The following is a 25173-nucleotide window of genomic DNA, read 5'->3' as shown; positions in this document are numbered from 1 at the left end:
TTGGTGAATAGCCAAAGGTTGTATGAGTGAAGTTTCGTAGATTTGCAAAGACAGATGTCCCTTTAAGGGGAGGAGAGATCAGGAATGAGTTTGAAAACGGATCTGGAAGTTAAAAACGGAGTACTCTGCATCAGGCTTGAAGGCGAGCTGGACCATCACACGGCAGATGATCTGCGGGCAAGAGTCAATGCTTTGATGGATGAAGAGATGGTCCAGCATATTTTGCTGAATCTCGGAAATCTGACATTCATGGATAGTTCAGGCCTCGGTGTTATTCTTGGGCGCTATAAAAAAATCTCGGGTCTTGGAGGGGAAATGGTTGTCTGCTCCATTTCCCCGGCAGTGCGCAGACTATTTGAACTCAGCGGAATGTTCAAAATTATACGGCTTGAGACGGATGAAAAATATGCGCTTCACACACTGGGGGTGGCTTGATTGACGAACGAAATGTCACTGTCATTTTCTGCTCTTGGTGAAAATGAATCTTTTGCACGCGTGGCCGTGGCTGCCTTCGCTGCCCAGCTGGATCCAACGTTGGACGAGCTGACCGAGATTAAAACGGTTGTATCTGAGGCGGTCACCAACTGCATCATCCATGGTTATGAGAACAGCGGGAAAGGCAAAGTGGAAATCAGTGTGAAATTGGAAGATGGTACAGTCAGCCTGAGCATACATGATGATGGCATCGGGATCAAAGATGTTGAACAGGCAAAACAGCCGCTATTTACGACAAAACCTGAACTGGAAAGATCCGGTATGGGTTTTACAATTATGGAAAATTTCATGGATCATGTAACCATTGAAACGGAGGTCGGCAAAGGGACGACCGTCTTTATGACAAAGGAAGTCAGCCATAACAGAGCGGCATGCAAGTAGGGAGACATGCATATGGAGCTTGATCATAAAATTGGAGCAAGAGAGCAGTTGCTTGATGACAAAGAGGTAAAACAGCTGATAAAGCGCAGCCAGTCCGGTGATCACGATGCGCGGGACCGCCTGGTACAGAAGAACATGAGGCTTGTATGGTCTGTCGTCCAGCGTTTCGTCAACCGGGGGTATGAACCGGACGATTTGTTCCAGATTGGCTGTATCGGACTGCTCAAATCTGTTGATAAATTTGATCTGAAGTTTGATGTGAAGTTTTCGACTTATGCTGTTCCGATGATCATCGGCGAGATTCAACGGTTTATCCGTGACGACGGTGCAGTGAAAGTCAGCCGTTCATTGAAGGAAACGGGAATCAAGGTCAGGAAGAAGAGGGATGAACTGTCGAAAAAACTTGGCAGGAATCCGACAATCCATGAACTGGCAGATGCTCTTGAACTCTCACCTGAAGAAATTGTTCTTTCGCAGGAAGCTATCCGGGCGCCCTCCTCAATCCATGAAACGGTTTTTGAGAATGATGGTGATCCGATCACCATCCTCGATCAGATCTCTGATGGAGAAAGCGGAAACTGGTTTGATAAAATGGTGATTCGCGAAGCTGTGGAGCAACTCGATGACCGCGAAAAACTGATCGTTTATCTGCGGTATTTCAAAGATCAGACACAAACTGAAGTTGCCGCCCGGCTGGGTATTTCCCAAGTTCAGGTCTCGCGGCTGGAAAAGAAGATCCTTGAAGAAATCAAAAGCCAGATGGCTGAATAAGTTATTCCTTGGAAAACTCAGGTTATACTGGGACTGTCTCTCCGGCAGTCTCTTTTTTTTGCTGTTAAAAATAAGGAAAACGGTCTAAAGCTGACTAGAATCCAGTCCACCTTAGTTTTACTGATTCATATTTTTTTGCGGAATGGCAGATACTATCCTTCAGCAGATTAATGAGGAGGCAGATCACATGCTTAATGATCCGAAAAACTACAGTAAAAATATTAAACCTTTTCAGCCCAAAGTTCCCTACATATCAAATTGTGTCCGTGCCTTTCTTGCGGGCGGGCTGATTTGCCTGGCCGGCCAGTTTATTCAGGCTTTTTATATCTCGTTTTTCCATTTTACCAAACAGTCAGCCGGCAATCCGACAGTGGCAACGCTTATTCTCCTTTCAGCCTTGATGACGGGATTTGGCGTTTATGATAAAATCGCCCGTTTCGCCGGTGCCGGATCCATCGTGCCAGTCACAGGGTTTGCTAATTCGATTACAAGTGCTGCTCTGGAGCATAAAAGCGAAGGCGTTGTTCTGGGCATTGCCACCAACATGTTCTCGCTGGCCGGGGAAGTCATCGTGTTTGGCGTTGTCTCTGCAGCTGTGCTTGGCGTTGTCCGGCTCTTCATCGAGCAGGTATTCTGACAGGAGGCGTGTTTTTTGAGTAAATTAAGAAAACAGACCTGGCGGTTTGATCGCCCGATTTATCTGGCCTCGACGGGAACAGCGGTCGGTCCGCTGGAATCCCGCGGACCGCTGTCGCTTTGATNGCCTCGACGGGAACAGCGGTCGGTCCGCTGGAATCCCGCGGACCGCTGTCGGGAAACTTTGATAAAGAATACAGCACATTAGACTGTGGCGAGAAAAACTGGGTTGAAGCAGAGCGCGCGCTCATGAGACGAGCCATTTCTTTTTGCCTGGCCAAAGCCGGAAAAAAAGAAGGTGACATGGATTTATTTCTGGCGGGTGACTTGATGGATCAGACCGTGACCTCAAATTTTATTGCCAGAGAAAACCGTATCCCTTTTCTAGGCATGTTCGGTGCCTGTTCGACATCGATGGAAACGCTGGCTGCTGGAGCACAGCTGGTGGACAGTGGCTTTGCGGACAATGTATTGTGTGCAGTCAGCAGCCATAATGCAACAGCGGAGCGGCAGTTTCGCTATCCCACCGAGTATGGCGGACCGATGAACCAGACTCAGACATTTACCGTAACGGGTGCCGGTGCGACGATTGTGACAAAGGAACCGGGAAAAGTCAGGGTGAAGGAAGCGACGATTGGCCGGGTGATCGACTGGGGTATTGGCGATGCAAACAATATGGGGTCGGCAATGGCTCCGGCTGCTGCCGATACGATCTGGACACATTTTCAGGATACCGGGCGCAAACCGGAGGATTATGACCTGATCGTTACTGGCGATCTTTCAAGTGTGGGTTCTCCAATCCTTAAGCAGTTGCTGTTTGAGAAAGGTCTTGATATCAGCAAAGAACATCAGGATTGCGGCCTAATGATATACAGCCCGGAGCAGCCGGTCAATGCAGGGGGCAGCGGCTGCGCCTGTTCGGCGGTCGTTACATATGGCTATCTCTTTAAAAGGCTTGCAGAAGGTTCACTAAGAAGAGTATTCGTTGTAGCTACCGGAGCTTTACTGAACAGTGCAACGCCGAAACAGAAGGACACGATACCCTGTATTGCTCACGGCGTTGTCCTAGAGTCGGCAAAGGAGGAACGGAGATGATCTACCTGTATGCATTTCTCGTGGGCGGAGGAATCTGTGTGGTTGGACAGCTGCTGATGGATGTTTTCAAGCTGACGCCCGCCCATGTCGTTGCGTCTTTTGTTGTGCTGGGAGCGGTATTTGACGTTTTTGGATTGTACGACCGCCTGATTGACTTTGCCGGCGCCGGTGCTACTGTACCGATCACTAGTTTTGGCCACTCCATCCTTCACGGGGCGATGGCAGAAGGGCATGAACATGGCTATCTCGGCATTGCCATTGGCATTTTCAAGCTGACATCCGCAGGCATCACTTCGGCGATTCTGTTTGGTTTTCTGGTTGCACTCTTTTTCAGGCCAAGAGGCTAACGTGAAAAATGGGAGGATCATCATGCCGAAACAAACTGATAAAAAACCGCTTGATCGCAGCATAGAGGAAAATGCGCGGAAAATGAAGGGAATTCTGGACATTGGTCCGAAAAACTTCGATGTCGGAGAGCGTGAAATAATGATTCTGGGACGTGACTGCAGGATTTATTATACAAACAGCCTCGTAGATTCGACCATTGTCGTTATGATGATGCGCGAGTTCATGCGTCTTTCCAATGAAAATGAGCAAGCGGAAAATGTTTTCCAGGAAATCAAGCAGCATCTCGTTCATTATCAGGTTGAAGAAATCACAACGATCGATGATACAGTGGACAAGATGCTCACAGGTCGGATTGTGCTGCTGATTGATGGTGAAACGACCGGTTTCGATATTGACTTGCGGCATTATCCCGGCAGGCAGCCCGCGGAGCCGGATGTTGAAAAGGTGGTCCGTGGTTCAAAGGACGGTTTCACAGAAAATATTATTGAAGATTCCGGACTGATCCGCCGCCGGATCCGTGACCCCCATTTTCGTTGTGAAATGATGCAGATCGGGGTACGGTCGAAAACTGACATTTGTCTCTGCTACTTGAAAGATGTGGCGAATCCCGGTCTGCTTGAGACATTGAGAAAAGAGCTTCGGGCCATCTGTGTCGACGGTATCCCCATGGCAGATAATGCGCTTGAAGAATTCATTCTTAAACAGGCTTGGAACCCTTTTCCACTGGTCCGCTATACCGGCCGCCCGGATGTTGCCGCTGCACACATCATAGAAGGGCATGTAGTGCTGATCACCGACACCTCACCAAGCGTGATGATTTTGCCGACAACGCTGTTTCATCATCTCCAGCACGCAGAAGAGTACCGCCAAATTACAGTGGCCGGAGCTTTGCAGAGATGGATGCGCTTTATTGCGGTACTTGGATCTGTTTTCCTTGTCCCGCTTTGGCTTTTGCTCGTTCAGGAACATCTGCTTCCGCCGCAGCTCAGTTTTATTGGACCGAATAGCAGCCATTATCATATACCCCTGCTTGTTCAGATACTGATTGCCGAAGTCGGAATTGAAGCATTGCGGATGGCAGCCATTCATACACCGACATCGCTTTCGACAGCGCTAGGCCTGATTGCCGCTGTCCTGATCGGGCAGATAGCCATTGAAGCCGGCATATTTATTCCTGAGGTTATTCTTTATACGTCTGTTGCGGCGATTGGGGGATTTGCAACGCCAAGCTATGACTTGCAGCTAGCCAATAAAGTTGTGAGAATCGTTCTGATTCTTGCAGTCGGGTTTTTTCATGTCCCGGGCTTTATGCTGACCACTACCTTACTGATCATTTATTTATCCCATGTCATGAATTTGAACACCCCTTATCTGTGGCCATTTATTCCCTTCAATCCGATAGGGCTCTACAATATACTGATACGAAGGGCACTGCCGACATCAGTGCTCAGGCCAAGCATCGTCCGCCCTCTGGATAAGTCTCGCCAGCCGGCAAAAAGTAAATCCAAATGACACTTGCCTTTAGAAATGAATCATGCTAAACTACAGTTAAATTTTATCCTTCAAGCAGATAAGAGGAGCAAGGAGAAGGAGTAAGGAACGGGAGCCTGGAAAAGCCATGATCGTTTCTGAAAGGTCAACTTGCCGAAGTGCCCGCCTTTTCCGGAGGCGACGCGCTGGGTCGCAGTTAAATAGGCTGCGGACTGTCACTGCATGGTTTGCGGTGGAGCACTTTTCGGGCTTTGGGTGTACGTTCCGGCCTGTATACTTTGTGTGCAGGCTTCTTTGTGTCTTATTACGAAATCAAGTTGCTATTTTATTTTTTTATGCACTTTCATAAGAAGGCGGAGAGGGAACGGATCGGGAAGGGGAGATTATTATTGCATGGAACACAGACGGTCAGCTCTGAAGGCCACCTTGTCATTGGGGGGGTGGATGCCGTTGAACTTGCTCATGAGTTCGGCACCCCACTTTATGTGTATGACACAGCGCTGATCAGGGAACGGATCAGACAGTTTAAAACGGCTTTTGCTGCTTATAAGGAGCTGGAGTGGCAGGTTGCGTACGCAAGCAAGGCGTTTTCAACAATTGCTATGATTCAGCTTGTCAACGAATTCGGACTCTCTCTCGATGTCGTATCGGGAGGGGAATTGTATACTGCGCTTAAGGCTGGCTTCCCTGCGGAAAATATACATTTTCATGGGAACAATAAATCTGACGATGAATTAGTGCTCGCTCTTGATGCAAAAATCGGCATTGACATCGTAGATAATTTTTATGAATTAGAACGGCTTGAAGAGCTGTGTGCTTCAAGGGATCAGAAGATGGAAATTCTTCTGAGAGTCACTCCGGGGGTTGAGGCGCATACGCACGAGTTTATTATGACAGGGCATGATGATACCAAATTCGGTTTTAATCTGGATAACGGTATGGCAGATCGTGCTGTTCTCCTGGCTTTGAAAGCGCCGCATTTAATACTTAAAGGCGTGCACTGCCATATTGGGTCACAAATTTTTGAAACGGAAGGATTTGTCCGCGCGATCAGGATCATTTTCAGCTATGCGGAGAAATGGAAAGACGCATATGGTTTTACAATGCGCGTTCTGAATGTTGGAGGAGGCTTCGGCATCAAGTATACTGAAGAAGATCTCCCATTGCCGCTCAGCAAATATATTGACAGTATCGTTGCTGCGGTGTGCGAGGAGAGCCGGGCGCGTTCCCTTAGCATTCCTGCAATCTGGATTGAACCCGGCAGGTCGATCATCGGTGAGTCCGGTACGACCCTTTATACCGTTGGAGCCTCAAAAAATATTCCGGGAATTCGGAAATACGTCGCAGTTGACGGGGGAATGGCCGATAACATCCGGCCGGCACTTTACCAGGCACACTATGCAGCGATCTGTGCTAACAGGGCGAAGGACGTTGCTGATCAATCAGTTACGATCGCCGGAAAATGTTGTGAAAACGGCGACGTGTTGATTAAGGAGTCGCGCCTTCCTGAATCTTGCCGGAGCGGTGACATTCTGGCGGTTCTATGTACCGGAGCGTATGGCTATTCCATGGCGAGCCACTATAACCGTTTGCCAAACCCTGCTGTTGTATTTGTAGAAAATGGTGAAGCGGATCTAGTTGTCCGCAGGGAAACGTATGATGATCTCATTAGTAATGATCTTCCGCTAAAGACGTATTCTGCCCATTGAACGATCGTGAAATTTAAATGTGGCACACGTTTTCAACGTATTAAAGTGCACATTTCTTTAAGATTGGTTATAATATAGAGCGTGAAAGCTTTTCATAGCTGTGATTCATTCTTATTTGGTTATATCATGGTAATGAGGGGTCAAAAATGCTGATTCGTTACAAGAAAAATTATGAAAAAATAGCAATGGGGCTTTTATCTTATATCCCGAAAGAGAAAGAGATCAAAACCCTGCTTCAAACCATTAGAAAGTACGAGGATGAAGAGGGCTGGCAATTGTTTCTGTGGAAAGACGGAGAGGATATTGTTGGCGTTGCCGGCGTTCATATGGAGGATCAGGAGAATGCAGTGATTGAACACATCAGTGTCAATCCATCCTATCGTACAGAAGGCATCGGTAAAAAAATGATTGTTGCCCTGAAGGAGATACTGGGGAACGATGTGGTTATTGAACCTTCATCGGCGATAAAAGCTTACTTTGATAAATGCTTTCAGGAACCGAATATAAAGGAAACCGGTAAATAATCGGTTTCTTTTTTTTGATCTTTTTTTTGATAGCGTTTATTGTCATAAACAGTTTCGCGGAATGTGTGTTCTATGCTATGATAGTGGCATATTGTATGAATTTCAGGAGGATGGCTTTTGGAATATAAAGTGAAAATTGATGCCTTCGAAGGTCCTCTTGATTTGCTTCTGCATTTGATCAAAACACTTGAGATTGATATTTATGATATTCCGGTCGCGGAAATTACCGATCAATATCTTGATTTTATCCACCATATGCAGAAACTGGAGCTGAATGTTGCGAGTGAATACCTCGTTATGGCCGCAACACTGATCGCGATGAAAAGCAGGATGCTGCTTCCGAAACCCGAGGTCTATGACGAAGTTCCGGAAGAAGCGTATGAAGATCCTGAGGAAACCCGTCAGGTACTGATGCAGCAGCTGTTGGAGTACCGCCAATATAAGGAGGCTGCCCAGTCCTTACGCTCAAATGAGTCGGAAAGGCTGTTGCTTTTTTCGAAGCAGCCCGAAGATCTGAGCCAGTTTGAGAGTGAAGATCTGACGGCCATTCCCAAGTCTGAACGGGCAACTGTCCATGATATGATGCGTGCGTTTCAAAGAATGCTGATCCGCAAAAAACTTGAAAAACCGCTTGATACTAAAATTGATCGTCAGGTTCTCCCGATTGGCCAGCAAATGAGCAGCGTTATCAGGGACTTAAAACGGGCGGGACACCCGCTTAACTTTGATTCGCTTTTTACAAGGAGAGATCGTCTGCATATTATCGTCACTTTTCTTGCACTGCTGGAATTAATGAAAAAAGATGCAGTTTTCTGCAGGCAGGACGCAAACTTTGCGGATATTCTTATTAGTCTGGGGAAGGAGGCCGCTGTACTTGACACCGGAGAAAATGCATTCAATTATTGAGGGGCTTCTCTATCTGACCGGAGAAGAGGGGCTTCTGCTGGATCAGATCAGCAAAGTGCTTCCTGATTGCTCGCTACAGGAAATAACCAATATAGTTGAGAAAATGAAAAAAGAATTTGAGGAAAATTCGTCCAGAGGGCTGATGATCGCTGACCTTCCGAATGGGTATCGGCTCACAACAAAACCTTTTATGGCGGCATATGCCGAAAAGTTTGCAGCGATTCCGAAATCGGCACCGCTCTCGCAGGCTTCTCTGGAGACTGTAGCAATTATTGCGTATAAACAGCCCATTTCAAGGCTGACCATTGAAGAAATAAGAGGAGTTAAGTCTGAGCGGGCGCTTCAGACCCTGACCGTTAAAGGGCTGATTAAAGAGGTTGGCCGGGCTGAAGGGACAGGACGAGCTATTCTGTATGGCATCACTTCTGCTTTTCTCGATTATTTCGGGCTCCATTCGCTTGATGAAATGCCTCCGCTGCTTGATGTAGCGAAGCAGCCAAACCAGCAGTTGGATGCCTATGATCTCTTCTATGACAAATACAAGGAAACTGTAAAAAATTTATGAAAAGATAGTTGCTCTGTTGATAGCTTCATAGCTCTCCCATGCTTCCTGCTCTTAAAAGTTAACTTGAGAACGCCTGCCCGGCCACTTTGGATCGGGCAGTTTTTTTTATTAATAACTCGTCGCCCAACATATTATTGCGGTGTGCGGCATGAAGCTTGCTCATAAACCCCTTGTCCCAGCATATGCTTGTATTATTGACAGGACAGGGGGATATCCCATGAAGAGTGCATTAAAAAATTCACTAATCGCATTTATTTGCCTTACTTTAGGGCTTTCGTTATTTCCCGGACAGGCTTGGGGGGAAGGACCCTCGGTTTCTGCGCAGTCAGCTGTATTGATCGACCAGTCTTCGGGACGGGAGCTTTTTGAAAAAAACAGTCATGAAAAACTTCCGATTGCGAGTATCACAAAGGTTATGACTGCGATCCTGGCCATCGAATCAGGAAAAATGAATCAAATGGTGACCGTCAGCGATCGGGCCATCAAGACTGAAGGCTCGTCCTTATATCTCAAGGCAGGTGAACGCTTGCATTTGAAAGACTTAGTATATGGACTTATGCTGCGTTCTGGTAACGATGCTTCTCTGGCGATTGCCGAGGCCGTAGCCGGTAGTGAACAGGGGTTTGCGTTTATGATGAATGAGAAGGCACAGGAATTGGGTATGCAGGACACACATTTTACAAACCCGAACGGGCTGGAGAATTCTGATCATTATTCAACAGCCAGCGATATGGCTGTACTGACCAGATATGCTATGGAAAATCAGTATTTCCGCAAAATTGCAGGTACACGATCATACCGTGCGGCAGCTACAAATAAAGAAGGTGTCAGAGTCTGGAAAAATAAAAATAAAATGCTCAGTCTATACCAGTATGCGACAGGAGGTAAAACAGGTTTTACCAAGAAGGCAGGGCGCACACTTATTTCAACAGCCAGTCAGGGGAATATGTCGCTGATTGCGGTCACATTGAATGATGGGGACGATTGGCTGGATCACAAGAATCTTTTTGAATGGGGTTTTTCGACATATAAACCTATTCTAGTTGTCAGAAGCGGAAAATTGGCGGCGAATACCGACCCATTTTATCAGAATCATCTTTACGTGCAAAGGGATATTTATCTCCCATTATCAAAAGATGAACAGCAAGACATAACCAAAAAGCTGATCCTGATCAAACCGCCGGCCGGGGATAAGAGTTGGACCCCACCATCACCGGCAGGCCGTCTTCTGGTCATGCTTGATCAGCGGCAGATTTATTCGCTTCCGGTCTATTACAAATCAGCGGGTAAGGAAAAAAGAGCGTTCTGGAAGATTTTCTTCAGCCTGCTTGAAGCATTTATTTCAGGAAGGGAGCAGCCATTATCATGATTAATTTAATCTGGGTTGCCCTCTTTCTTTTCGGAATCATATATGCGTCCTTCAATGGAACAATGGATCAGGTTAATGATGCCATTTTTAAATCAGCTTCCGATGCTGTCGCACTCTGCATCGGGCTAGCCAGCATCCTCATCTTCTGGCTTGGATTGATGAAAATTGCCGAAAAGTCCGGCTTGCTTGAAAAACTTTCTATTATCTTTAAACCGGTGGTTCGCCGAATATTTCCGGAAGTGCCTGTCGATCACCCGGCAATGGGCTATATTTTATCCAATATTATTGCCAACTTATTCGGTCTCGGTAATGCCGCAACTCCGATGGGCATCAAAGCAATGGAAGAGTTGAAGAAACTCAACGGAAATGTAAACAGGCCCAGCAGATCCATGATTACATTGCTTGCCCTGAATACTTCCGGCCTGACTCTTGTTCCGGCAACAGTGCTTGCCATCAGAATGCAGTACCATTCATCCTCTCCAGCGGATATTGTCGGACCGACACTAATTGCAACGCTGTGCACGACATTGTCAGCTCTGATTATTGACCGCTATTTTTATCATCGGCGCAAGCGAAAGGAGAAGAAGTAATATGGCCTTTGTGACAACGCTTTCCATCTGGCTGATTCCTGTCTTGATTTCTGCCGTCCTTCTTTATGGAACCTATAAGAAGACGGCAACCTATGAAATCTTCGTTGAAGGAGGCAAGGAGGGTTTTTCTCTTGCTGTATCGATCATGCCTTTTCTTGTCGGTATGCTGACGGCCATTGGCGTTTTCCGCGCGTCAGGAGCGATGGATGCGCTGATCCATGCGATCAAGCCTTTTCTTTCGGTGATCGGTATGCCGCCGGAAGTCGTTCCTCTTGCACTGATGAGGCCCATCTCGGGGACAGGGGCGCTCGGCCTGATGTCTGAACTGATCAAGGTCTACGGCCCGGACTCATTCATCGGCCGGCTGGCCTCGGTCATGCAGGGAAGCACGGATACAACATTTTATGTTGTTACTGTTTATTTCGGAGCGGTTGGTATTCACCGCATCGGCGACGCGCTGAAGGTCGGATTGCTGGCAGATGCCGTTGGCGTGGTTTGTTCGATTTGGATTGTTACGCTCATATTTGGTACTTAATGTGGCCATAACAAGATAAGGGGCAGGCAAGGCAAACTGGAAACATCTCCAAAAATAGTGAACAAAAATTGAAACTTGAGAAAAGCGAATGACCGCGTTATGATTACGTTGAGGTGAAAGGATGGAAAGATTACAGAAAGTGATTGCTCAGGCGGGCATTGCTTCAAGAAGAAAGGCCGAACTGCTGATTACGGCTGGTCAAGTTCAAGTGAACGGGCGGACGGTAACTGAGCTTGGAACAAAAGTATCGGAGCGGGACGAGATTTCTGTTAATGGCATTCCGGTTGGTAAAGAATGTCCTGTTTATTTTTTGCTGTATAAACCTGTGGGGGTCATTTCATCGGTAATAGATGATAGAAGCCGGACAACGGTTGTTGATTTTTTCAAACAGGTACCTCAGCGGATTTTTCCGGTCGGACGGCTGGATTATGATACATCCGGAGCGATTCTTATGACGAATGACGGAGAATTGGCCAACCGCCTGATGCATCCCCGTTTTAAAATTGATAAAACATACATAGCAAGGGTCAATCCAATTCCGACCAGTGAGCAGTTAAGGCAGCTTGCCTCAGGCATAAAGCTTGAGGATGGCATGACAGCGGAAGCAAAAGTCCGCCTTATTTCAAACGACAGCGGCAAAGGAATCGCTTCTGTCCAGCTGACGATTCATGAGGGCCGGAACAGACAGGTTCGGCGTATGTTCTCAGCACTTCATCTGCACGTCAGAAAGTTAAAGCGCGAACGTTATGGCTTCCTCAGCCTGGAAGGGCTTCATCCCGGCGACAGCCGAGTTCTCAAACCGCATGAAGTTCGGACTTTATACCATCTGGCTAATCGCGATCAGTCATAATTGTGTGATACTGTTTATTCATGCACAGATTGGTTCAGGAAAAATAAATGGAGCCGGGATAAAAGTGAGTAAAGCTGTTTTTTTTAAAGAAATTGTATAAAATAAGACATAGGATTGACACATTATCATATCAATTTGGGTCAGACCGGTTGCGTACGTAAGTCTTCGAAAAAAGTGATAAAAGAGAGAAAGCAGATAGGGCTGACGGGAGGATCATTGGATGGATGAGAAGAAAGCGGCGATTTTGGTTGTTGATGATGAAGAAAGGATTCGCAAGCTGTTGAAGATGTACCTCGAACGGGAAAGTTATCAGATTGATGAGGCCGGCGATGGTGAGACCGCGCTCCAGAAAGCGCTTGACAAAGATTATGAATTAATTCTTCTTGACCTGATGCTTCCGGGAATGGACGGAATTGAAGTCTGCGAGAAATTGCGTGAGTTCAAAGCGACACCAGTGATCATGCTGACGGCAAAAGGAGAAGAGGCAAACCGTGTCCAGGGCTTTGAAGTGGGGACGGATGATTACATAGTCAAACCTTTCAGTCCTCGTGAAGTTGTTCTGAGGGTGAAAGCGCTGCTTCGTCGTTCTTCAAAGACCAAGTTTCTGGAGACGGAAACAACAGCCAAGAATGTGATCGTCTTCCCGCACTTGATGATTGATCACGATGCGCACCGTGTCAAAGTCGAGAATCAGGAAGTCAACCTGACACCTAAAGAATATGAGTTACTCTATTATCTTGCACAAAATCCCGATAAGGTGTTTTCACGGGAGCAGCTGTTGAAAGATGTATGGAATTATGAATTTTTCGGCGATCTTCGGACGGTTGACACACATGTTAAGCGGTTGCGTGAAAAATTGAATCGTATATCAGAAGAAGCCGCAAACATGATTGTCACTGTATGGGGCGTCGGCTATAAAATAGAAGCTGAGAGTGACGCATGATCTGGCATGGCATTATTACAAAACTCTGGGCAACGATCATTGCAATTGTTACGATTGCACTCGTATTCCTGACCATTTTGCTGCTGCAGTTTTTTGAAAACAGCAATATCCAGCAATCTGAGCTCCAGTTGAGAAAAATAGGGGACAAGTCTGTGCAGCTGATCGAAAATGAAAACGGAAGCCGTTCGGCACTGGTCTCGGTTTCAGACATTTCCAGTGTTTATTCGGCAGGCAGCGCGCTGGTTTCAGGCAAACGCTATTGGCTTTCTCAGCCACTGCACGGATTTCCGGATTTGAACCGCAAGTTCTTCGAATCAGATCCGTTACTTCGTGAAGCGCTGGTCTCAGGGAAAAAAGTGGAAAAGCAAGGCTCTTTTGCCACTGGGCGCAACTCGCAGGAAAGAATGATCATTATAGGCCTTCCCTTTCACACCCAAAGCGGTGAGACTGGTGCTATTTATGTATTTCAAACCTTGAAAATCGCTCAAAACGCAATGAATCAATCAAAGAAATTGATCTATATCAGTGCGGGAATAGCTATTATTCTTACAACTTTCTTCGCTTTTTTTCTATCGACGCGAATCGGCGCGCCGCTTAGAAGGATGCGGACAGCGGTGCTCCAGGTAGCACGCGGTAATTTTGACATTAATGTTCCGGTTGTGACCCGGGATGAAGTCGGTGATCTGGCCGTTGCGTTCAACAAAATGAGAAATGATTTAAAGCTGAATATAACTGCCCTGAATCACGAAAAGGAGCAGCTGGGCGGAATACTTAATAACATGGCTGATGGCGTGCTCTTGCTTGACCGGCAAGGATCGATTATCGCCACAAATCCGCCGGCTGACCGTTTTAACCGCTCATGGGCCTTTGAACATGATGGTGCAACATCTCCGGATCTGCTGAACGAACTGTTGAAAAGCGTCGCATCAGAACGCAAACAGCAGATCCGTGAAGTGGGTATACAGGGACGGTTCTGGGTTGTGATTATGACGCCGCTCTATAGCCGCAAAGAGATCAGAGGAGCTGTAGCCGTTCTCAGGGATATGACGGAGGAACGCCATATTGATCAAATGAAAAGGGGATTTGTTGCAAATGTCAGCCATGAACTCCGTACGCCGGTATCAATGATTCAGGGCTATAGTGAAGCAATCATTGACGGGATCGCGGAAACTAATCAGGAAAAAGTAGATATGGCAAAGATAATTCTGGATGAATCAAAACGACTGGGCCGTCTGGTCAATGAACTGCTTGATCTCGCAAAGTTGGAAGCGGGCCATTTCCAGCTGAACAGAAGGGAAATTCCGCTGTTTTCTTTTTTCAGCCACACAGTGAATAAATTCAGCAACTTGGCAGAAACAGCAGGAATCAGCCTTAGGCTGGAAACTTCTTTCGGAGAAGATGCCCGCTTTTCGCTTGACCCTGACAGAATAGAGCAAGTGATGACAAATCTCATCGATAATGCGATTCGCCATACTCGTGAAAAAGGATGGGTTTTAGTCAATGTTGTTCTGAAATCCGGGAAACTCTTAGTGCGGGTTCAGGATTCAGGAGTGGGCATAGCGGAGGAGGATCTGCCCTTTGTATTTGAGCGCTTCTATAAGGCGGATAAGGCGAGGGCAAGGGGAAAATCAGGTACGGGGCTTGGACTCGCTATTGCCAAGCACATTATTGATGCACATGGTGGAGAAATCGGCGTCAATAGCAGAAAGGGCCACGGCACAACCTTTCAGTTCAATTTGCCCGAAGAAAATCTTCAGCAAGCGCGAGAAAGCTAAATAAAAAAAGCCTGCCGCCCGGCAAGCTTTTTTGTCCCATTTGAATCAGTGTTCGGCTATTTTTTCCGGTGAACCGTGAAAGGGATGATCCGCGACCCTGATCGATTCTGTGGGACAGCCCTCATAAGCATCTGCAAGGTCTTCAAGAAGTTCATCCGGCACCGCAGCATCGCCCTTGTTGCTGTCAAGAAGGGCAAAAGCGAGTCCGCTGTCATCATAATCAAACAAATCGGGTGCAGAAGCGGCACAGGCACCGCAAGATATGCAGGTTTCTTTATCGACAATCGTATATTTTTCCACTGACCAATAGCTTCCCTTCGTAACAGTTCTTCGTTCTTTCAAAGTTTACACTTTTTATTTTAAAAAACACCAGCTTAATTTTCAACGTTCTCAAGGTCCGATGTGTGAAAGATTATCGAAACTTGTCGGAAAAACAGATAAAATAGAAAGCGAATTATTTCTATGACTGTAAGATTATGAATAGTTTCAGATTTAAAAAATGTCTGTACAGCGTGGGGGTATCCATGTGTCATTTCGTTATTTTCTGATACTGCAGGTGATTGGCCGGATCAAAGGCGAGCGGACGCTTTCGGGCTTAATCCACATACTAAAAGGGAGGCAGTCGGTACAGACTATTCAGGATTGCACGCTCTTTCATATTGAACCGCTTTACCATGTTCTGGAAACTGTAGCGCGCGAGCAGCTTGAAAATCTTGCAAATGAATGCCGTGACAGAGGCTGGATCATTGCATTAAAAGGCGAACAGGAAAAGTATATCCTTACGCCTTCCGGCAAGTGTACATTGTCGCAGTTAGCTCAGAAGTATTCATTCCCGAAAGCATTAAGCTATACAGAAAATATAACGATCGAAACTGAATTCTGGCTCAAGCTGCAGCTCCTGGTCCAAACCCTTTCTGAACTGCTTCATGGAAGCCGTTCTTTTTTGCCGGTGACACGCAGGACAAGTGTGACAGAAGGAGTTCGCAAATTTATTTTTGAGTTTCATGCCAATCGGAAAACTCTCGCAGCCGGCCTCCATCAGGAACTTTATTGCCTTTTTGAAAAAATGCCGCAGAGCGATGCCACTCTCTTAAGCGCCCAGCTAAGCGGGCACAGCATGCCCGGACTGACTTTGACTCAATTGTCAGTGCTTTTTAATAGGGATTGGTATCAGTTCATGATCGATTCAAAATCCGCTTTTCGTTGTCTGATGCACCAGATCTGTTTCTCACCCTCACTGTTTCCAATCCTTGAATGTTTGATGGACAAAAAACCAAATGGGCTCTCACACTCAGCAGAAGAAACATATCGTTGTCTTAGAGAGGGGCTGACGATTGAAGAACTATCTGTAAAGAGGCAGCTGTCCAAGGGAACCATTGAGGATCATATTATTGAAATGACGCTTAAGATCCCTGAATTTAATGTTTCTCTTTTCCTGACGGATTCTATGAACCGGCTCATTATCGGGACGGCATCCCAGCTGCAGACCAAACAGCTCAAGCCAATTAAAAATGTACTTAATGATCAGGCGGATTATTTTCAGATTCGGCTGGCATTGGCAAGAGACGCTATGCGGGAACGGGGCGCCGGGCAATGAATGAACCAAATGATCCTATGGTCAAGGCTGAAGATACGCTTCACCGTGTTTTTGGTTTCAAGGCATTTAGAAACAGCCAGAAAGAAATTGTCGGAGCATTGCTGGACCGTCGGGATGTTTTCGCAATGATGCCGACGGGAGGCGGTAAATCACTGTGCTACCAGGTTCCCGGCTATGTCCTTAAAGGATTGGTGCTGGTCGTCTCGCCGCTTCTGTCGCTTATGGAGGATCAGGCGGACTCGCTTCGCCGTCTGGGCGAGCGCAAAGTGCGGACCCTAAACAGCATGCTCAATCCCGGCGAAAGACAGCGTGTGCTGCACCAGCTTAAGAGTTTGCGTTTTTTGTTTATTTCCCCTGAAATGCTGAGACAGCCACGTGTTTCAGAGGCACTTCAGCATGTCCCAGTATCATTATTTGTAGTCGATGAAGCCCATTGTATTTCACAATGGGGGCATGAATTCCGCCCGGATTATTTGCACCTGGCAGAGATCAGGTCAAGGGTGGGGTCGCCTCCTTGTCTCGCATTGACAGCAACGGCAGACAAGCGGGTTAGAAAGGATATTATTCATTATTTACATCTGGAATCGGCAAGGCAGTTTCTGATGAGCGTCGATCGTCCAAATATTGCGCTGATTGTCCGTGAAGTGAGAAACACTGAAGATAAAATGCGACAGATGATCGAATTGATTAGAAAAGTGGCTCTGCCCGGCATTATCTATTGTTCTGGGAGAGAATGGAGTGAAAAATTGTCTGAAGCCCTTTCAAGAAACCTGACCATTCGGACCGCCTTTTATCACGGTGGAATGACTCCTGAGGACCGCAGGAAAATCCAGAATCAGTTTCTTAATGGTCAACTGGATGTCCTTTGCTGCACGAATGCTTTTGGCATGGGTATTAATAAACCGGATATCCGACTTGTCGTTCATTTCCATTATCCCGGAACGATGAATGCTTATCTTCAGGAAATTGGACGCGCAGCCAGAGATGGAGGCCAGGGGCTTGCTGTTCTTTTCCATACGCCGGAAGATGACCGGTTGCCTGAGGCATTGATCGACAGTAATTATCCTTCGAAATCACTTGTAAAATTTGTTCTGAGTCAGCTTGACCAAGGGCTGTATCACCCGTTTCAAGAACCTGACCGTTTCATCGAGTCGATGCAGCACGCGGGGGCTAGTGAGACTGCCGCACGATTTATTCTTGAACGTGTAAGAACAAAACCGGCAAGTCAGCCCTATCGTTCGCTTTATGAGCCGTGCATCAGACAAATTGAAAAGCGTCGTTCAGCCCAGCTTGAAGACCTGAATCGCATGCGTTCCTGGATCCAGGAAACGGACTGTCGGAGGGCTTCCTGCCTAAAATACTTTGATGAAACGCTGGAACAGAAACCGGATCTTTGCTGTGACCGGTGCGGTATCGATATTGAAAAATTTCAGCGTAGAACAGATCGGGACGAAGAGATGGCCGCTCTGGAATTAGACTGGAAAGAAAGGCTGCATCAATTGTTCTGTTGTGACGGCACAGAAGAAAATGGCTGATCGATGGATGGTCGGTGAAAAAACAGGATTGTCCTAAATGCGTATTCTGATGCATACCCTATTTGAGGGGGTGGGCACGTGTCACTGGATACAATGAAAGATAAAGGGATGCTTCCGGCTCTGACTTTTGAGATTCTTCAGGAACTGATAAAAAGGAAAGAAAAGGAAACTTTTTGGAAGAAACGGCAGTCTATTGCTGGTATTTTTCTGATGGTATCCGGCTGCATTTTTGTTCTTTATTTCTTTATTGTCAGAAACCAGCGGCTGACTACGCTTCACGGCATTGCTCAGATCATTAGTGAACCGTCAAGTTGGCTGATTGGAGCAGCCGGTTTGCTGCTGTTTTTTATTTACATCCGTACCTATCGTGCAGCGGAGGACGCCGAAGACGATTTTGATGAATTGCGTGCGGAAGTGATTGACAGAGGGTGGGAGCTGTGGCCAAAAGAACATGAAGGAAACGGAAGATATGAAGTTATGCACTATCTTCTTGATGAAAAGGATATTAACCTGTTCTATAAATAGCTGGACAGTCAAAAGTTTTAAACCACTAAGAAATCAGTAACTCGTCATGTACCTCAGGTGTTTCCTGCTTTTCTTGAATTATTTGCGTTATGGTTAAATGCTGATTTTGTGCAAACCGTTGAAAAATCGTCTGACGTAAATAGGCCATAATCGTTGCCTCTGAGGCTGCTCTCTTGGACGGTGTCCGTAAAAAACGAAAAGCTTTGTTTTGTCGTTTGTTTTCCTTGCGCAACGCAATCATTTGAAGTAGGCCCATTGCGATGCAACTGCACATCATAAAACCTTCGATGGCTTTGACGGTTTGACAAATTCGTTTTTGCACGTTTTCTTCGGTCACTTGATCCAACGGTTCGGCTTCATCCGATTTGCGATAACGGTTCAATTTGGGCATTGACCGACTCCAAAAATGATAGGTAAAAGCACCGAGTGACTGTTTCAGCGCGCGAAAAGTCGTTTCCGTGGTGAAGCGACGTGCGTATAGTCGGATGATGGTCTCCGGTTCCAGGGATGGATCCGTACTGACCAGAATGGATCGTCGTCCACCCATGACCACGAGCACAAAGCGCAGGTCTTGATACAGTCCCTGACCCCAAAGCAGATCCCGACAGAGATAGGATATCCTCTCTTCTTTGTCGTACAGCGACAGGCGGGTGGCCTGGAATTGATTCGCTTGCGTGTCAAACAACGTGTTCACTTTGAGACGGGTTCCTTTCTTTCGTGGACGTCCCCGGCCTCCAGTTTGAACGGGATGTTCATAAGCCACACAGGAAGTTTTGGCTTTGGTGACCAGATCCAATCGCGTGCGCTCTTCCTGATTCCGCTGATTCAAACGACGGAGGGCAGGCACGGACAAGAAATAGCGATCGAGTAAAAACAACGCGCGCCCCAACACTCGAGCGGCTGAAAATCCTTGATCAATCATCTGCACGACATGGGAGCCCTGTGCTTCACCGTCATTTTCCCACTGGTGAATCGTCTGAATACCATCATGAAGACGAAGAGAGAGTGGCAGACAAAACGTTTTTCCGGCGTCTCCAATGAGAAGGCCAACGGATCCCCAGAGATGCCCAAAGATGAAGGCAGACTTGGACACATCCTCGGATTCCTGATACAGTTTCTTCACACCGGGCATGAAGCGTGCTTCTTTCGCCTGTTTAACGCCGTCCCCAACAAGAATGACCGCTTCACCCTCCCGTCTGAGCGGTGCAACCTTGAGAACAACACGCAACCACTGGTGACGCAGCTCATCCAGAGACCAGGCGGAGGAACGGAAAAAATGAATCATGGATTCATACCCCTTCGGATGAAGCGCTAAGTCACGAATCACAGAGGTGACACCGAGACAGTCGGAACGAATCATCAGACCGGTGATAATCACAACAAACCATTGAAACGCAGCGAATCTATGGAAACGGGAACGGAACAACAGAAGTACGGAATCAATATATTTTAACATGGCCCTAGTCAATCACACTGAGACAGGGTAAACTAGAAACACGATAACCCTAGGTGATTTTTCTCCTCGCTTGTGGTAAAGAGAGGATACCATAAAATCCCATTTAGGGGTTATCCTTTTGTTTATTTACACAGAACTTTTCACTCTCCAGTAAATAGTTACTTATACTTAAGTGCCAGCCAAGTTTTTCAAAAAATTAAAGCCGTTCTGCAGGTTGGGCAGCCGGCCGAAAAAAGAGTAATCAATATACTTTTTTCTTTCCCTGTTCTTCTTGAATAAGCGTAACAGCTTCTCTGAAGCGCTGGGAGTGGATGATTTCGCGCTCCCGTAAGAAATCAAGTGAATCATTCAAATCCGGATCATCTGATAAATTAATGATCCACTGATAAGTCGACCGCGCTTTTTCTTCTGCGGCAATATCTTCATATAAGTCGGCGATCGGATCCCCTTTGGACTGAATACCCATATTGAACGCCTGACCAGACGCATTTTCATAATAAAGAGATTTTCCGTGATTGACGTAATGCGCACCCAGTCCCGCTTCTTTCAATTGATCAGGCGTTGCGTCTTTTGTCAGCTTATAGACCATTGTGGCGATCATTTCCAGATGTGCAAATTCCTCGGTTCCAATGTCGTTAAGGAGGCCTATAACGCGATCAGGAATGGTGTAGCGCTGATTAAGATAGCGCAAAGCCGCTGCCAGTTCTCCGTCTGCCCCTCCATACTGCTCAATCAGGTATTTTGCAACTTTCGGATTGCATGTGCTGACCCGTACAGGGTACTGAAGCTTTTTCTCATAATACCACATAGCTCATTACCTCCTGTCGCATGCTCAAAGGACAGTCAAACCTGCCATGGCCACGGGGATTTACTCCATTGCCATGGGTGAGAAGAATAACTGTGGCCGAATTGCCTGAGCGGCCCATACTGGTTTTCAAAAGCGGTCGTCAACTCGGCACTTTTTTGTGCAGTAGAATTAAATTGTTTGATTGCTTCCAGATCATCCGGATGCGTATCCAGGTAAAGCGTCAATTCAACGAGAGAAAAATCAATGGCCTGGAGAGCCTGCAGGTCATCATAATAACTGTCCAGAAGCTGATTATTGGCCATCTGCATCAGGTCCCCTCATTTGTCTTTAAATACGGATTTGTGTATGGTGTGTACAATCCGACCCACAGTGTGCCACGTGAGAGTGCCTGGACAGGGGAAAACTGCTGCATGCCCGGAGGCTGAAAACCGAGATAAAGCTGTACAGGTGTTTCATAAGCAACAGGTGTCAGCGGCGGGCAGGGGTCATACCGGCTGATATATGGATAAAACCATTTTCTGTATGTTGGCAATTGTGACCACCCCTTTTTACTTTTTTCATTCTCAACAACATGTTTATATGCGGCATCAGCTTGTCATTAGTACGGAAAAAACAATTGGTTTTTATAATGCATGGCGAATCTGTGAAAAAGGGCAAAATGAAGATGCTCAGCACTTTTACTGAAGCATGCCGCTTAGGTGGTCAAAAGCATGTACTTTTTTGTATTTGCGTTGTATACTACGCTTAAGTGGTTTGCATACAAATCTGCAGCCCTCTGAATCCACGCATTGCTGTTAGGGCAGACTGCGTGACACCGAAAACTGCAAGAAACATATAAATAAGAGAAAAGGGTCTTCGGGATTTCAGAGAGATAGGGCTCGGTGGCAAGGAGGGTGTTTGCGATGCGACTGGAACGTTTAAACGGGGACAGAATCAAAATATTTCTGACTTTCGATGATCTTAAAGAACGTGGTATTTCCAAAGAAGACATGTGGCACGACTTGCCTAGAGTAGAGCAGCTTTTTCGCGATATGATGCTTGAAGCCGGCGATGAACTCGGTTTTGAGGCAAACGGTCCTATCGATGTCGAGATATTTTCACTACCCGCCCAGGGAATGGTTGTCATTGTATCCAGGGGCAGATCCACAGAGGATTCAGAAAGTGAAGATGCTTTTGAAGATGACGATTTTATTCAAATGCAAGTCACTATGGATGAGAGTCAGGATGTACTTTATCAGTTTAATCAGTTTGAGGATATCATCACGCTTTCAAAAACGCTTCATGATCTGGGCATAAGGAATGGCAGCCTTTATCTGCTTGATCATAAATATTATTTATATTTTGACGAAGAAAAGCTTGGCGACGATGCTGATCTTGAAACACTGATTGCATTGCTTGCAGAGTTTGGAAATACGTCAACAATGACCGTTTATCGTCTGGAAGAGTACGGTAAATGTCTGATAAAAGATAAAGCTGTCTCTGATATATACAAATACTTTATCAATGCTTCGCATGCTTGACCGTGCGGAGCTTTTTTTACACTTTAAAAAAGTATAAAAATTTAAAGAATTAAAGCTAAATACAACTAAGGCTCAGCCTGCGCCATAGGCTTGACTTTACCAAGCTTTCTTTATAACATAACGCTTGTTTTGTTGACCTGAAATCACTTTATGCTTGATTCTGATTATTCATGTTTGATGGATGTAAAAAAAATTAAAACATGCGCGGTTGAAATAGAAAACCGGACGCAGCAATCATTAAACGAACGGGAAAAGCTGACAGCTTCTTCCGTCCGCTTTTTTTTGCTCGGTAAAAACTGTGAATAATCCGGCCTATACTTGGCAATATAAGCATGATTTCTGAGAGAAAAGAAGCCTAGTGAAACGCAGAAATTTCTGAATGGACAACGTAACGCCGTTGAGGAGGAATACGATTGAGAAAGCATCTGATTATTCATGTTTTGGGACTATTGCTGATCCTGGACGTGCTTTTCCTGGGTGCTGGAAATGCAGAAGCCTTTTCCGGACAGACCGTTATGCGGGGGGCTTCCGGAGATGATGTGATTGAGCTTCAAGCGCGTCTTCAGTACAGCGGCTTTTACAAAGGCAAAATTGATGGCTTCTTTGGCTACAGCACGTACTGGGCGCTTCTCAATTTCCAGAAAAAATTCGGATTGAAGGCAGACGGGCAGGCCGGGTCGGCAACAAAACAGAAACTGGTCAGCGCATCGAGATTCGATCGGGCATATATCTACCAGAATCTTCAGGCAGGGAACACTTTTACTTATTACGGCGGTATTCCGCTTGAACAGCAGGTGAAAAAAAAGAATCAGCAGACCGGCAGTTCAGGGAGCCAGTCCCCATCGTCAAAGGGAAAGTATACCATTGACAATTTGCCCCAAGGGTATTCAAAAGCCGATGTCAATCTGATGGCAAATGCGGTTTATGGAGAATCCCGCGGTGAGCCATATATTGGGCAGGTTGCTGTTGCAGCGGTCATCATTAACCGAGTGGCGGATCCACGTTTCCCAAACAACATATCCGATGTAATCTTTCAGCCAGGTGCGTTCACCGCTGTTTCCGACGGCCAGATCTGGCTGACGCCGAATGAAATGGCAAAAAAGGCCGTCATGGACGCGATCAATGGCTGGGATCCATGGGGCACTTTANACAACATATCCGATGTAATCTTTCAGCCAGGTGCGTTCACCGCTGTTTCCGACGGCCAGATCTGGCTGACGCCGAATGAAATGGCAAAAAAGGCCGTCATGGACGCGATCAATGGCTGGGATCCATCGCAGGGGGCACTTTATTATTTCAATCCCGACACCGCAACGTCTGCATGGATCTGGTCCCGTCCCCAGATTGAAAAAATAGGCAAGCATATTTTCTGTAAATAGGGGGGTGGTAAAAAATGAAGAGACGTTACTTGATCATTTTGGGATCTGTGGTCACCGCGCTGATTCTCGCACTGGCCGTCTGGGGCTATCAGGAGCATAAGATGAAAAATCTGGTGACGATCCACGCAGAGAATCATTATCAACAGTCTTTTCATGCACTGGCTTATTATGTGGATTCACTTGAAGAGTCGTTGGGGATGTCCCTCGCTATGCAATCACGCAAGACGATGCGGCCGCAGCTCGTTGAGACGTGGAGGCTAAGCACGCTCGCACATGCAGCTGCAAATGAGCTGCCACTAACACTGCTCCCTTTTAATCGGACAAACGAATTTCTCGCGCATGTCGGGGAATTCACCTACAATACAGGAGTCAAAACGAGCAGCGACAGGCCACTTTCCGGGTCGGAGTATTCAACCCTGAAAAAGCTGTACTCGGAGTCCAGGGGGATACGTGACGGCCTGAGAGATGTCCAAGGGAAAGTTATGGTGAACCATTTGCGATGGATGGATGTCGAGTGGGCATTAAAAGGAAAAAAGCAGAATCAGGACAACCAGGTGATCGATGGATTGAAGAGAATCGACGGACAAGCAACGGACTATACACAAAGCTTCAGCCCGGAAAACCCACGCAATATGGTACTCGAGAGACAAAAAATTAAAAAAATGACGGGCTCTATTCTAAGCAAAGAGGAGGCAGCAAGCGCTTTAAAGAAATGGATAAATGTGAAGAATGCCCGGGTAGAAAAAATAAGCGAAACCGGAAAAGGTTCATTCACAGATACTTATGAAATAACTCTGGAACCCAATCATCGCCAGCCGCTGGACGCAGCTGTAACCAAAAAGGGCGGCCACGTGATCTGGTTCATCTCCGGGCGTTCTGTGGCGAAAGAGAAAATAAGCCTGTTTGATGCAACTAGGCATGCAGCAGCTTTTTTGCAAATGCGGCATCTGACTGGATTGGAACTGACAAAAAGGGATCAGTATCATAACGTTGCCGTTTTGACCTATGTAAAAAAAGAAGGAAATATAAGATTTTATCCCAATTCTGTAAAAGTGAAAGTTGCACTGGATAACGGCGAAATCATCGCATTTGATCAGACCGATTATTTGTTTAATAAAAGCGATGGTGTCTCGCTCAAGCCGAAACTTTCAGAGAGGCAGGTACGGCATCAAATCAATAAAGATCTGCAAGTCAAGGAAACCCATCTCGCTGTTTTTCAGAATTCACTTCTGAAAAATGTTTTATGCTATGAATTCTTTGCAACGAAGGGCGATAACACCTATCGTCTGCTATTAAATGCCGAAAACGGGGATCAGGAAAAAGTCGAATTACTTAGAAATTAGGGGAGAGACTTCTTTTTTTCTTCCCCT

At 46.4% G+C, this 25173-nt stretch carries 28 protein-coding genes and 1 riboswitch; of the genes, 23 read left to right on the top strand and 5 right to left on the bottom strand.

The window, feature by feature from the left end:
• Positions 1-84: 84 nt before the first annotated feature.
• The 17 genes from spoIIAA to COP04_RS11370 all read left to right on the top strand — a co-directional run bounded on the left by spoIIAA (position 85) and on the right by COP04_RS11370 (position 14983).
• Positions 85-435 (top strand): anti-sigma F factor antagonist, encoded by a 351-nt coding sequence (spoIIAA, locus tag COP04_RS11450; protein WP_100488145.1) that lies wholly within the window; start codon positions 85-87, stop codon positions 433-435.
• Positions 436-876, top strand: a complete 441-nt coding sequence (spoIIAB, locus tag COP04_RS11445; RefSeq protein WP_100488144.1) for an anti-sigma F factor — start codon at positions 436-438, stop codon at positions 874-876.
• Positions 877-888: 12 nt separating this feature from the next.
• Entirely contained in the window at positions 889-1647 is a 759-nt protein-coding gene (gene sigF / locus COP04_RS11440) for an RNA polymerase sporulation sigma factor SigF (protein ID WP_100488143.1), read from the top strand.
• A 187-nt stretch (positions 1648-1834) separates the two neighbouring features.
• A complete protein-coding gene (gene spoVAC, locus COP04_RS11435; protein ID WP_100488142.1) occupies positions 1835-2284 on the top strand; it encodes a stage V sporulation protein AC in 450 nt (149 codons plus the stop codon).
• Between the two features lie 98 nt (positions 2285-2382).
• Positions 2383-3378, top strand: coding sequence for a stage V sporulation protein AD (spoVAD, locus tag COP04_RS11430; protein WP_100488141.1), 996 nt, complete (start codon positions 2383-2385; stop codon positions 3376-3378).
• Positions 3375-3725 carry a stage V sporulation protein AE gene (gene spoVAE / locus COP04_RS11425; protein ID WP_100488140.1) on the top strand — a complete coding sequence of 117 codons (351 nt, stop codon included), beginning with the start codon at positions 3375-3377 and terminating at the stop codon, positions 3723-3725. The genes spoVAD and spoVAE overlap by 4 nt, the downstream gene beginning before the upstream one ends.
• A 22-nt stretch (positions 3726-3747) precedes the next feature.
• Positions 3748-5238: a spore germination protein gene (locus tag COP04_RS11420; RefSeq protein ID WP_100488139.1), complete on the top strand. Its 1491-nt coding sequence runs from the start codon at positions 3748-3750 to the stop codon at positions 5236-5238.
• A 52-nt stretch (positions 5239-5290) separates the two neighbouring features.
• A riboswitch (Lysine riboswitch) is annotated at positions 5291-5468 on the top strand.
• A gap of 84 nt (positions 5469-5552) precedes the next feature.
• Complete coding sequence (gene lysA / locus COP04_RS11415) at positions 5553-6926, top strand: diaminopimelate decarboxylase (protein ID WP_100489650.1); 1374 nt, start codon at positions 5553-5555, stop codon at positions 6924-6926.
• Between the two features lie 146 nt (positions 6927-7072).
• The gene (locus COP04_RS11410; RefSeq protein ID WP_100488138.1) at positions 7073-7450 is read left to right on the top strand and encodes a GNAT family N-acetyltransferase; all 378 of its coding nucleotides are present in this window, start codon (positions 7073-7075) and stop codon (positions 7448-7450) included.
• A 117-nt stretch (positions 7451-7567) separates the two neighbouring features.
• Positions 7568-8356 carry a segregation/condensation protein A gene (locus tag COP04_RS11405; protein WP_100488137.1) on the top strand — a complete coding sequence of 263 codons (789 nt, stop codon included), beginning with the start codon at positions 7568-7570 and terminating at the stop codon, positions 8354-8356.
• The gene (scpB, locus tag COP04_RS11400) at positions 8325-8921 is read left to right on the top strand and encodes an SMC-Scp complex subunit ScpB (protein WP_100488136.1); all 597 of its coding nucleotides are present in this window, start codon (positions 8325-8327) and stop codon (positions 8919-8921) included. The genes COP04_RS11405 and scpB overlap by 32 nt, the downstream gene beginning before the upstream one ends.
• Positions 8922-9138: 217 nt before the next feature.
• Positions 9139-10290, top strand: a complete 1152-nt coding sequence (locus COP04_RS11395) for a D-alanyl-D-alanine carboxypeptidase family protein (RefSeq protein ID WP_100488135.1) — start codon at positions 9139-9141, stop codon at positions 10288-10290.
• Positions 10287-10880, top strand: a complete 594-nt coding sequence (locus COP04_RS11390) for a nucleoside recognition domain-containing protein (RefSeq protein WP_100488134.1) — start codon at positions 10287-10289, stop codon at positions 10878-10880. Before COP04_RS11395 ends, COP04_RS11390 begins: the two co-directional genes overlap by 4 nt.
• A 1-nt stretch (position 10881) precedes the next feature.
• Complete coding sequence (locus tag COP04_RS11385) at positions 10882-11415, top strand: spore maturation protein (RefSeq protein WP_100488133.1); 534 nt, start codon at positions 10882-10884, stop codon at positions 11413-11415.
• A gap of 121 nt (positions 11416-11536) precedes the next feature.
• Entirely contained in the window at positions 11537-12265 is a 729-nt protein-coding gene (locus tag COP04_RS11380) for a pseudouridine synthase (protein ID WP_100488132.1), read from the top strand.
• A 220-nt stretch (positions 12266-12485) separates the two neighbouring features.
• Positions 12486-13208 carry a response regulator transcription factor gene (locus tag COP04_RS11375; RefSeq protein WP_100488131.1) on the top strand — a complete coding sequence of 241 codons (723 nt, stop codon included), beginning with the start codon at positions 12486-12488 and terminating at the stop codon, positions 13206-13208.
• A complete protein-coding gene (locus tag COP04_RS11370) occupies positions 13205-14983 on the top strand; it encodes an ATP-binding protein (RefSeq protein WP_100488130.1) in 1779 nt (592 codons plus the stop codon). The genes COP04_RS11375 and COP04_RS11370 overlap by 4 nt, the downstream gene beginning before the upstream one ends.
• 45 nt (positions 14984-15028) lie before the next feature.
• Here COP04_RS11370 and COP04_RS11365 read toward each other — a convergent pair whose 3' ends face one another.
• On the bottom strand, positions 15029-15283 hold the full coding sequence (locus COP04_RS11365; RefSeq protein ID WP_100488129.1) for a ferredoxin: 255 nt from the start codon (positions 15281-15283) through the stop codon (positions 15029-15031).
• 226 nt (positions 15284-15509) lie between these two features.
• Between COP04_RS11365 and COP04_RS11360 the strand changes: the two genes are divergently transcribed.
• The 3 genes from COP04_RS11360 (at position 15510) to COP04_RS11350 (ending at position 18640) form a co-directional block, all read left to right on the top strand.
• Positions 15510-16580: a YpbB family protein gene (locus COP04_RS11360; RefSeq protein ID WP_157800267.1), complete on the top strand. Its 1071-nt coding sequence runs from the start codon at positions 15510-15512 to the stop codon at positions 16578-16580.
• Complete coding sequence (locus COP04_RS11355) at positions 16577-18115, top strand: RecQ family ATP-dependent DNA helicase (RefSeq protein ID WP_100488127.1); 1539 nt, start codon at positions 16577-16579, stop codon at positions 18113-18115. The genes COP04_RS11360 and COP04_RS11355 overlap by 4 nt, the downstream gene beginning before the upstream one ends.
• 78 nt (positions 18116-18193) lie before the next feature.
• Complete coding sequence (locus COP04_RS11350) at positions 18194-18640, top strand: DUF2663 family protein (protein ID WP_100488126.1); 447 nt, start codon at positions 18194-18196, stop codon at positions 18638-18640.
• A gap of 25 nt (positions 18641-18665) precedes the next feature.
• Here the strand turns inward: COP04_RS11350 and COP04_RS11345 are convergent, their stop codons facing one another.
• The 4 genes from COP04_RS11345 to COP04_RS11330 form a co-directional block, all read right to left on the bottom strand.
• Positions 18666-20096 (bottom strand): transposase, encoded by a 1431-nt coding sequence (locus COP04_RS11345; protein ID WP_100488125.1) that lies wholly within the window; start codon positions 20094-20096, stop codon positions 18666-18668.
• Positions 20097-20337: 241 nt separating this feature from the next.
• Positions 20338-20904 carry a manganese catalase family protein gene (locus COP04_RS11340; RefSeq protein WP_100488124.1) on the bottom strand — a complete coding sequence of 189 codons (567 nt, stop codon included), beginning with the start codon at positions 20902-20904 and terminating at the stop codon, positions 20338-20340.
• A 35-nt stretch (positions 20905-20939) separates the two neighbouring features.
• On the bottom strand, positions 20940-21212 hold the full coding sequence (locus tag COP04_RS11335; protein WP_420852752.1) for a spore coat protein CotJB: 273 nt from the start codon (positions 21210-21212) through the stop codon (positions 20940-20942).
• The gene (locus COP04_RS11330; RefSeq protein ID WP_100488123.1) at positions 21212-21436 is read right to left on the bottom strand and encodes a spore coat associated protein CotJA; all 225 of its coding nucleotides are present in this window, start codon (positions 21434-21436) and stop codon (positions 21212-21214) included. The genes COP04_RS11335 and COP04_RS11330 overlap by 1 nt, the downstream gene beginning before the upstream one ends.
• 370 nt (positions 21437-21806) lie before the next feature.
• On the opposite strand from COP04_RS11330, the gene COP04_RS11325 reads away from it, so the two are divergent.
• The 3 genes from COP04_RS11325 to ypeB all read left to right on the top strand — a co-directional run bounded on the left by COP04_RS11325 (position 21807) and on the right by ypeB (position 25146).
• The gene (locus tag COP04_RS11325; protein ID WP_100488122.1) at positions 21807-22424 is read left to right on the top strand and encodes a genetic competence negative regulator; all 618 of its coding nucleotides are present in this window, start codon (positions 21807-21809) and stop codon (positions 22422-22424) included.
• A gap of 431 nt (positions 22425-22855) precedes the next feature.
• Complete coding sequence (locus tag COP04_RS11320) at positions 22856-23803, top strand: cell wall hydrolase (protein ID WP_476749555.1); 948 nt, start codon at positions 22856-22858, stop codon at positions 23801-23803.
• Between the two features lie 14 nt (positions 23804-23817).
• The gene (gene ypeB, locus COP04_RS11315) at positions 23818-25146 is read left to right on the top strand and encodes a germination protein YpeB (protein ID WP_100488120.1); all 1329 of its coding nucleotides are present in this window, start codon (positions 23818-23820) and stop codon (positions 25144-25146) included.
• The last annotated feature ends 27 nt before the right edge of the window (positions 25147-25173 follow it).

The sequence above is a fragment of the Sporolactobacillus pectinivorans genome (genome assembly GCF_002802965.1).
In the GTDB taxonomy this organism is placed as follows: Bacteria; Bacillota; Bacilli; order Bacillales; family Sporolactobacillaceae; genus Sporolactobacillus; species Sporolactobacillus pectinivorans.
This window is presented reverse-complemented; position numbering and strand designations above follow the sequence as displayed.

Bases quoted from the DNA above. Each gene is read 5' to 3' on its own strand.
- COP04_RS11380 (WP_100488132.1), top strand. From the start codon at position 11,537: ATGGAAAGATTACAGAAAGTGATTGCTCAGGCGGGCATTGCTTCAAGA.
- COP04_RS11375 (WP_100488131.1), top strand. From the start codon at position 12,486: ATGGATGAGAAGAAAGCGGCGATTTTGGTTGTTGATGATGAAGAAAGG.
- spoVAC (WP_100488142.1), top strand. From the start codon at position 1,835: ATGCTTAATGATCCGAAAAACTACAGTAAAAATATTAAACCTTTTCAG.
- COP04_RS11345 (WP_100488125.1), bottom strand. From the start codon at position 20,096: ATGTTAAAATATATTGATTCCGTACTTCTGTTGTTCCGTTCCCGTTTC.
- COP04_RS11390 (WP_100488134.1), top strand. From the start codon at position 10,287: ATGATTAATTTAATCTGGGTTGCCCTCTTTCTTTTCGGAATCATATAT.
- COP04_RS11385 (WP_100488133.1), top strand. From the start codon at position 10,882: ATGGCCTTTGTGACAACGCTTTCCATCTGGCTGATTCCTGTCTTGATT.
- spoVAE (WP_100488140.1), top strand. From the start codon at position 3,375: ATGATCTACCTGTATGCATTTCTCGTGGGCGGAGGAATCTGTGTGGTT.
- COP04_RS11370 (WP_100488130.1), top strand. From the start codon at position 13,205: ATGATCTGGCATGGCATTATTACAAAACTCTGGGCAACGATCATTGCA.
- lysA (WP_100489650.1), top strand. From the start codon at position 5,553: ATGCACTTTCATAAGAAGGCGGAGAGGGAACGGATCGGGAAGGGGAGA.
- sigF (WP_100488143.1), top strand. From the start codon at position 889: ATGGAGCTTGATCATAAAATTGGAGCAAGAGAGCAGTTGCTTGATGAC.
- spoIIAA (WP_100488145.1), top strand. From the start codon at position 85: ATGAGTTTGAAAACGGATCTGGAAGTTAAAAACGGAGTACTCTGCATC.
- COP04_RS11420 (WP_100488139.1), top strand. From the start codon at position 3,748: ATGCCGAAACAAACTGATAAAAAACCGCTTGATCGCAGCATAGAGGAA.
- ypeB (WP_100488120.1), top strand. From the start codon at position 23,818: ATGAAGAGACGTTACTTGATCATTTTGGGATCTGTGGTCACCGCGCTG.
- COP04_RS11395 (WP_100488135.1), top strand. From the start codon at position 9,139: ATGAAGAGTGCATTAAAAAATTCACTAATCGCATTTATTTGCCTTACT.
- COP04_RS11355 (WP_100488127.1), top strand. From the start codon at position 16,577: ATGAATGAACCAAATGATCCTATGGTCAAGGCTGAAGATACGCTTCAC.
- COP04_RS11410 (WP_100488138.1), top strand. From the start codon at position 7,073: ATGCTGATTCGTTACAAGAAAAATTATGAAAAAATAGCAATGGGGCTT.
- COP04_RS11325 (WP_100488122.1), top strand. From the start codon at position 21,807: ATGCGACTGGAACGTTTAAACGGGGACAGAATCAAAATATTTCTGACT.
- COP04_RS11335 (WP_420852752.1), bottom strand. From the start codon at position 21,212: ATGCAGATGGCCAATAATCAGCTTCTGGACAGTTATTATGATGACCTG.
- COP04_RS11340 (WP_100488124.1), bottom strand. From the start codon at position 20,904: ATGTGGTATTATGAGAAAAAGCTTCAGTACCCTGTACGGGTCAGCACA.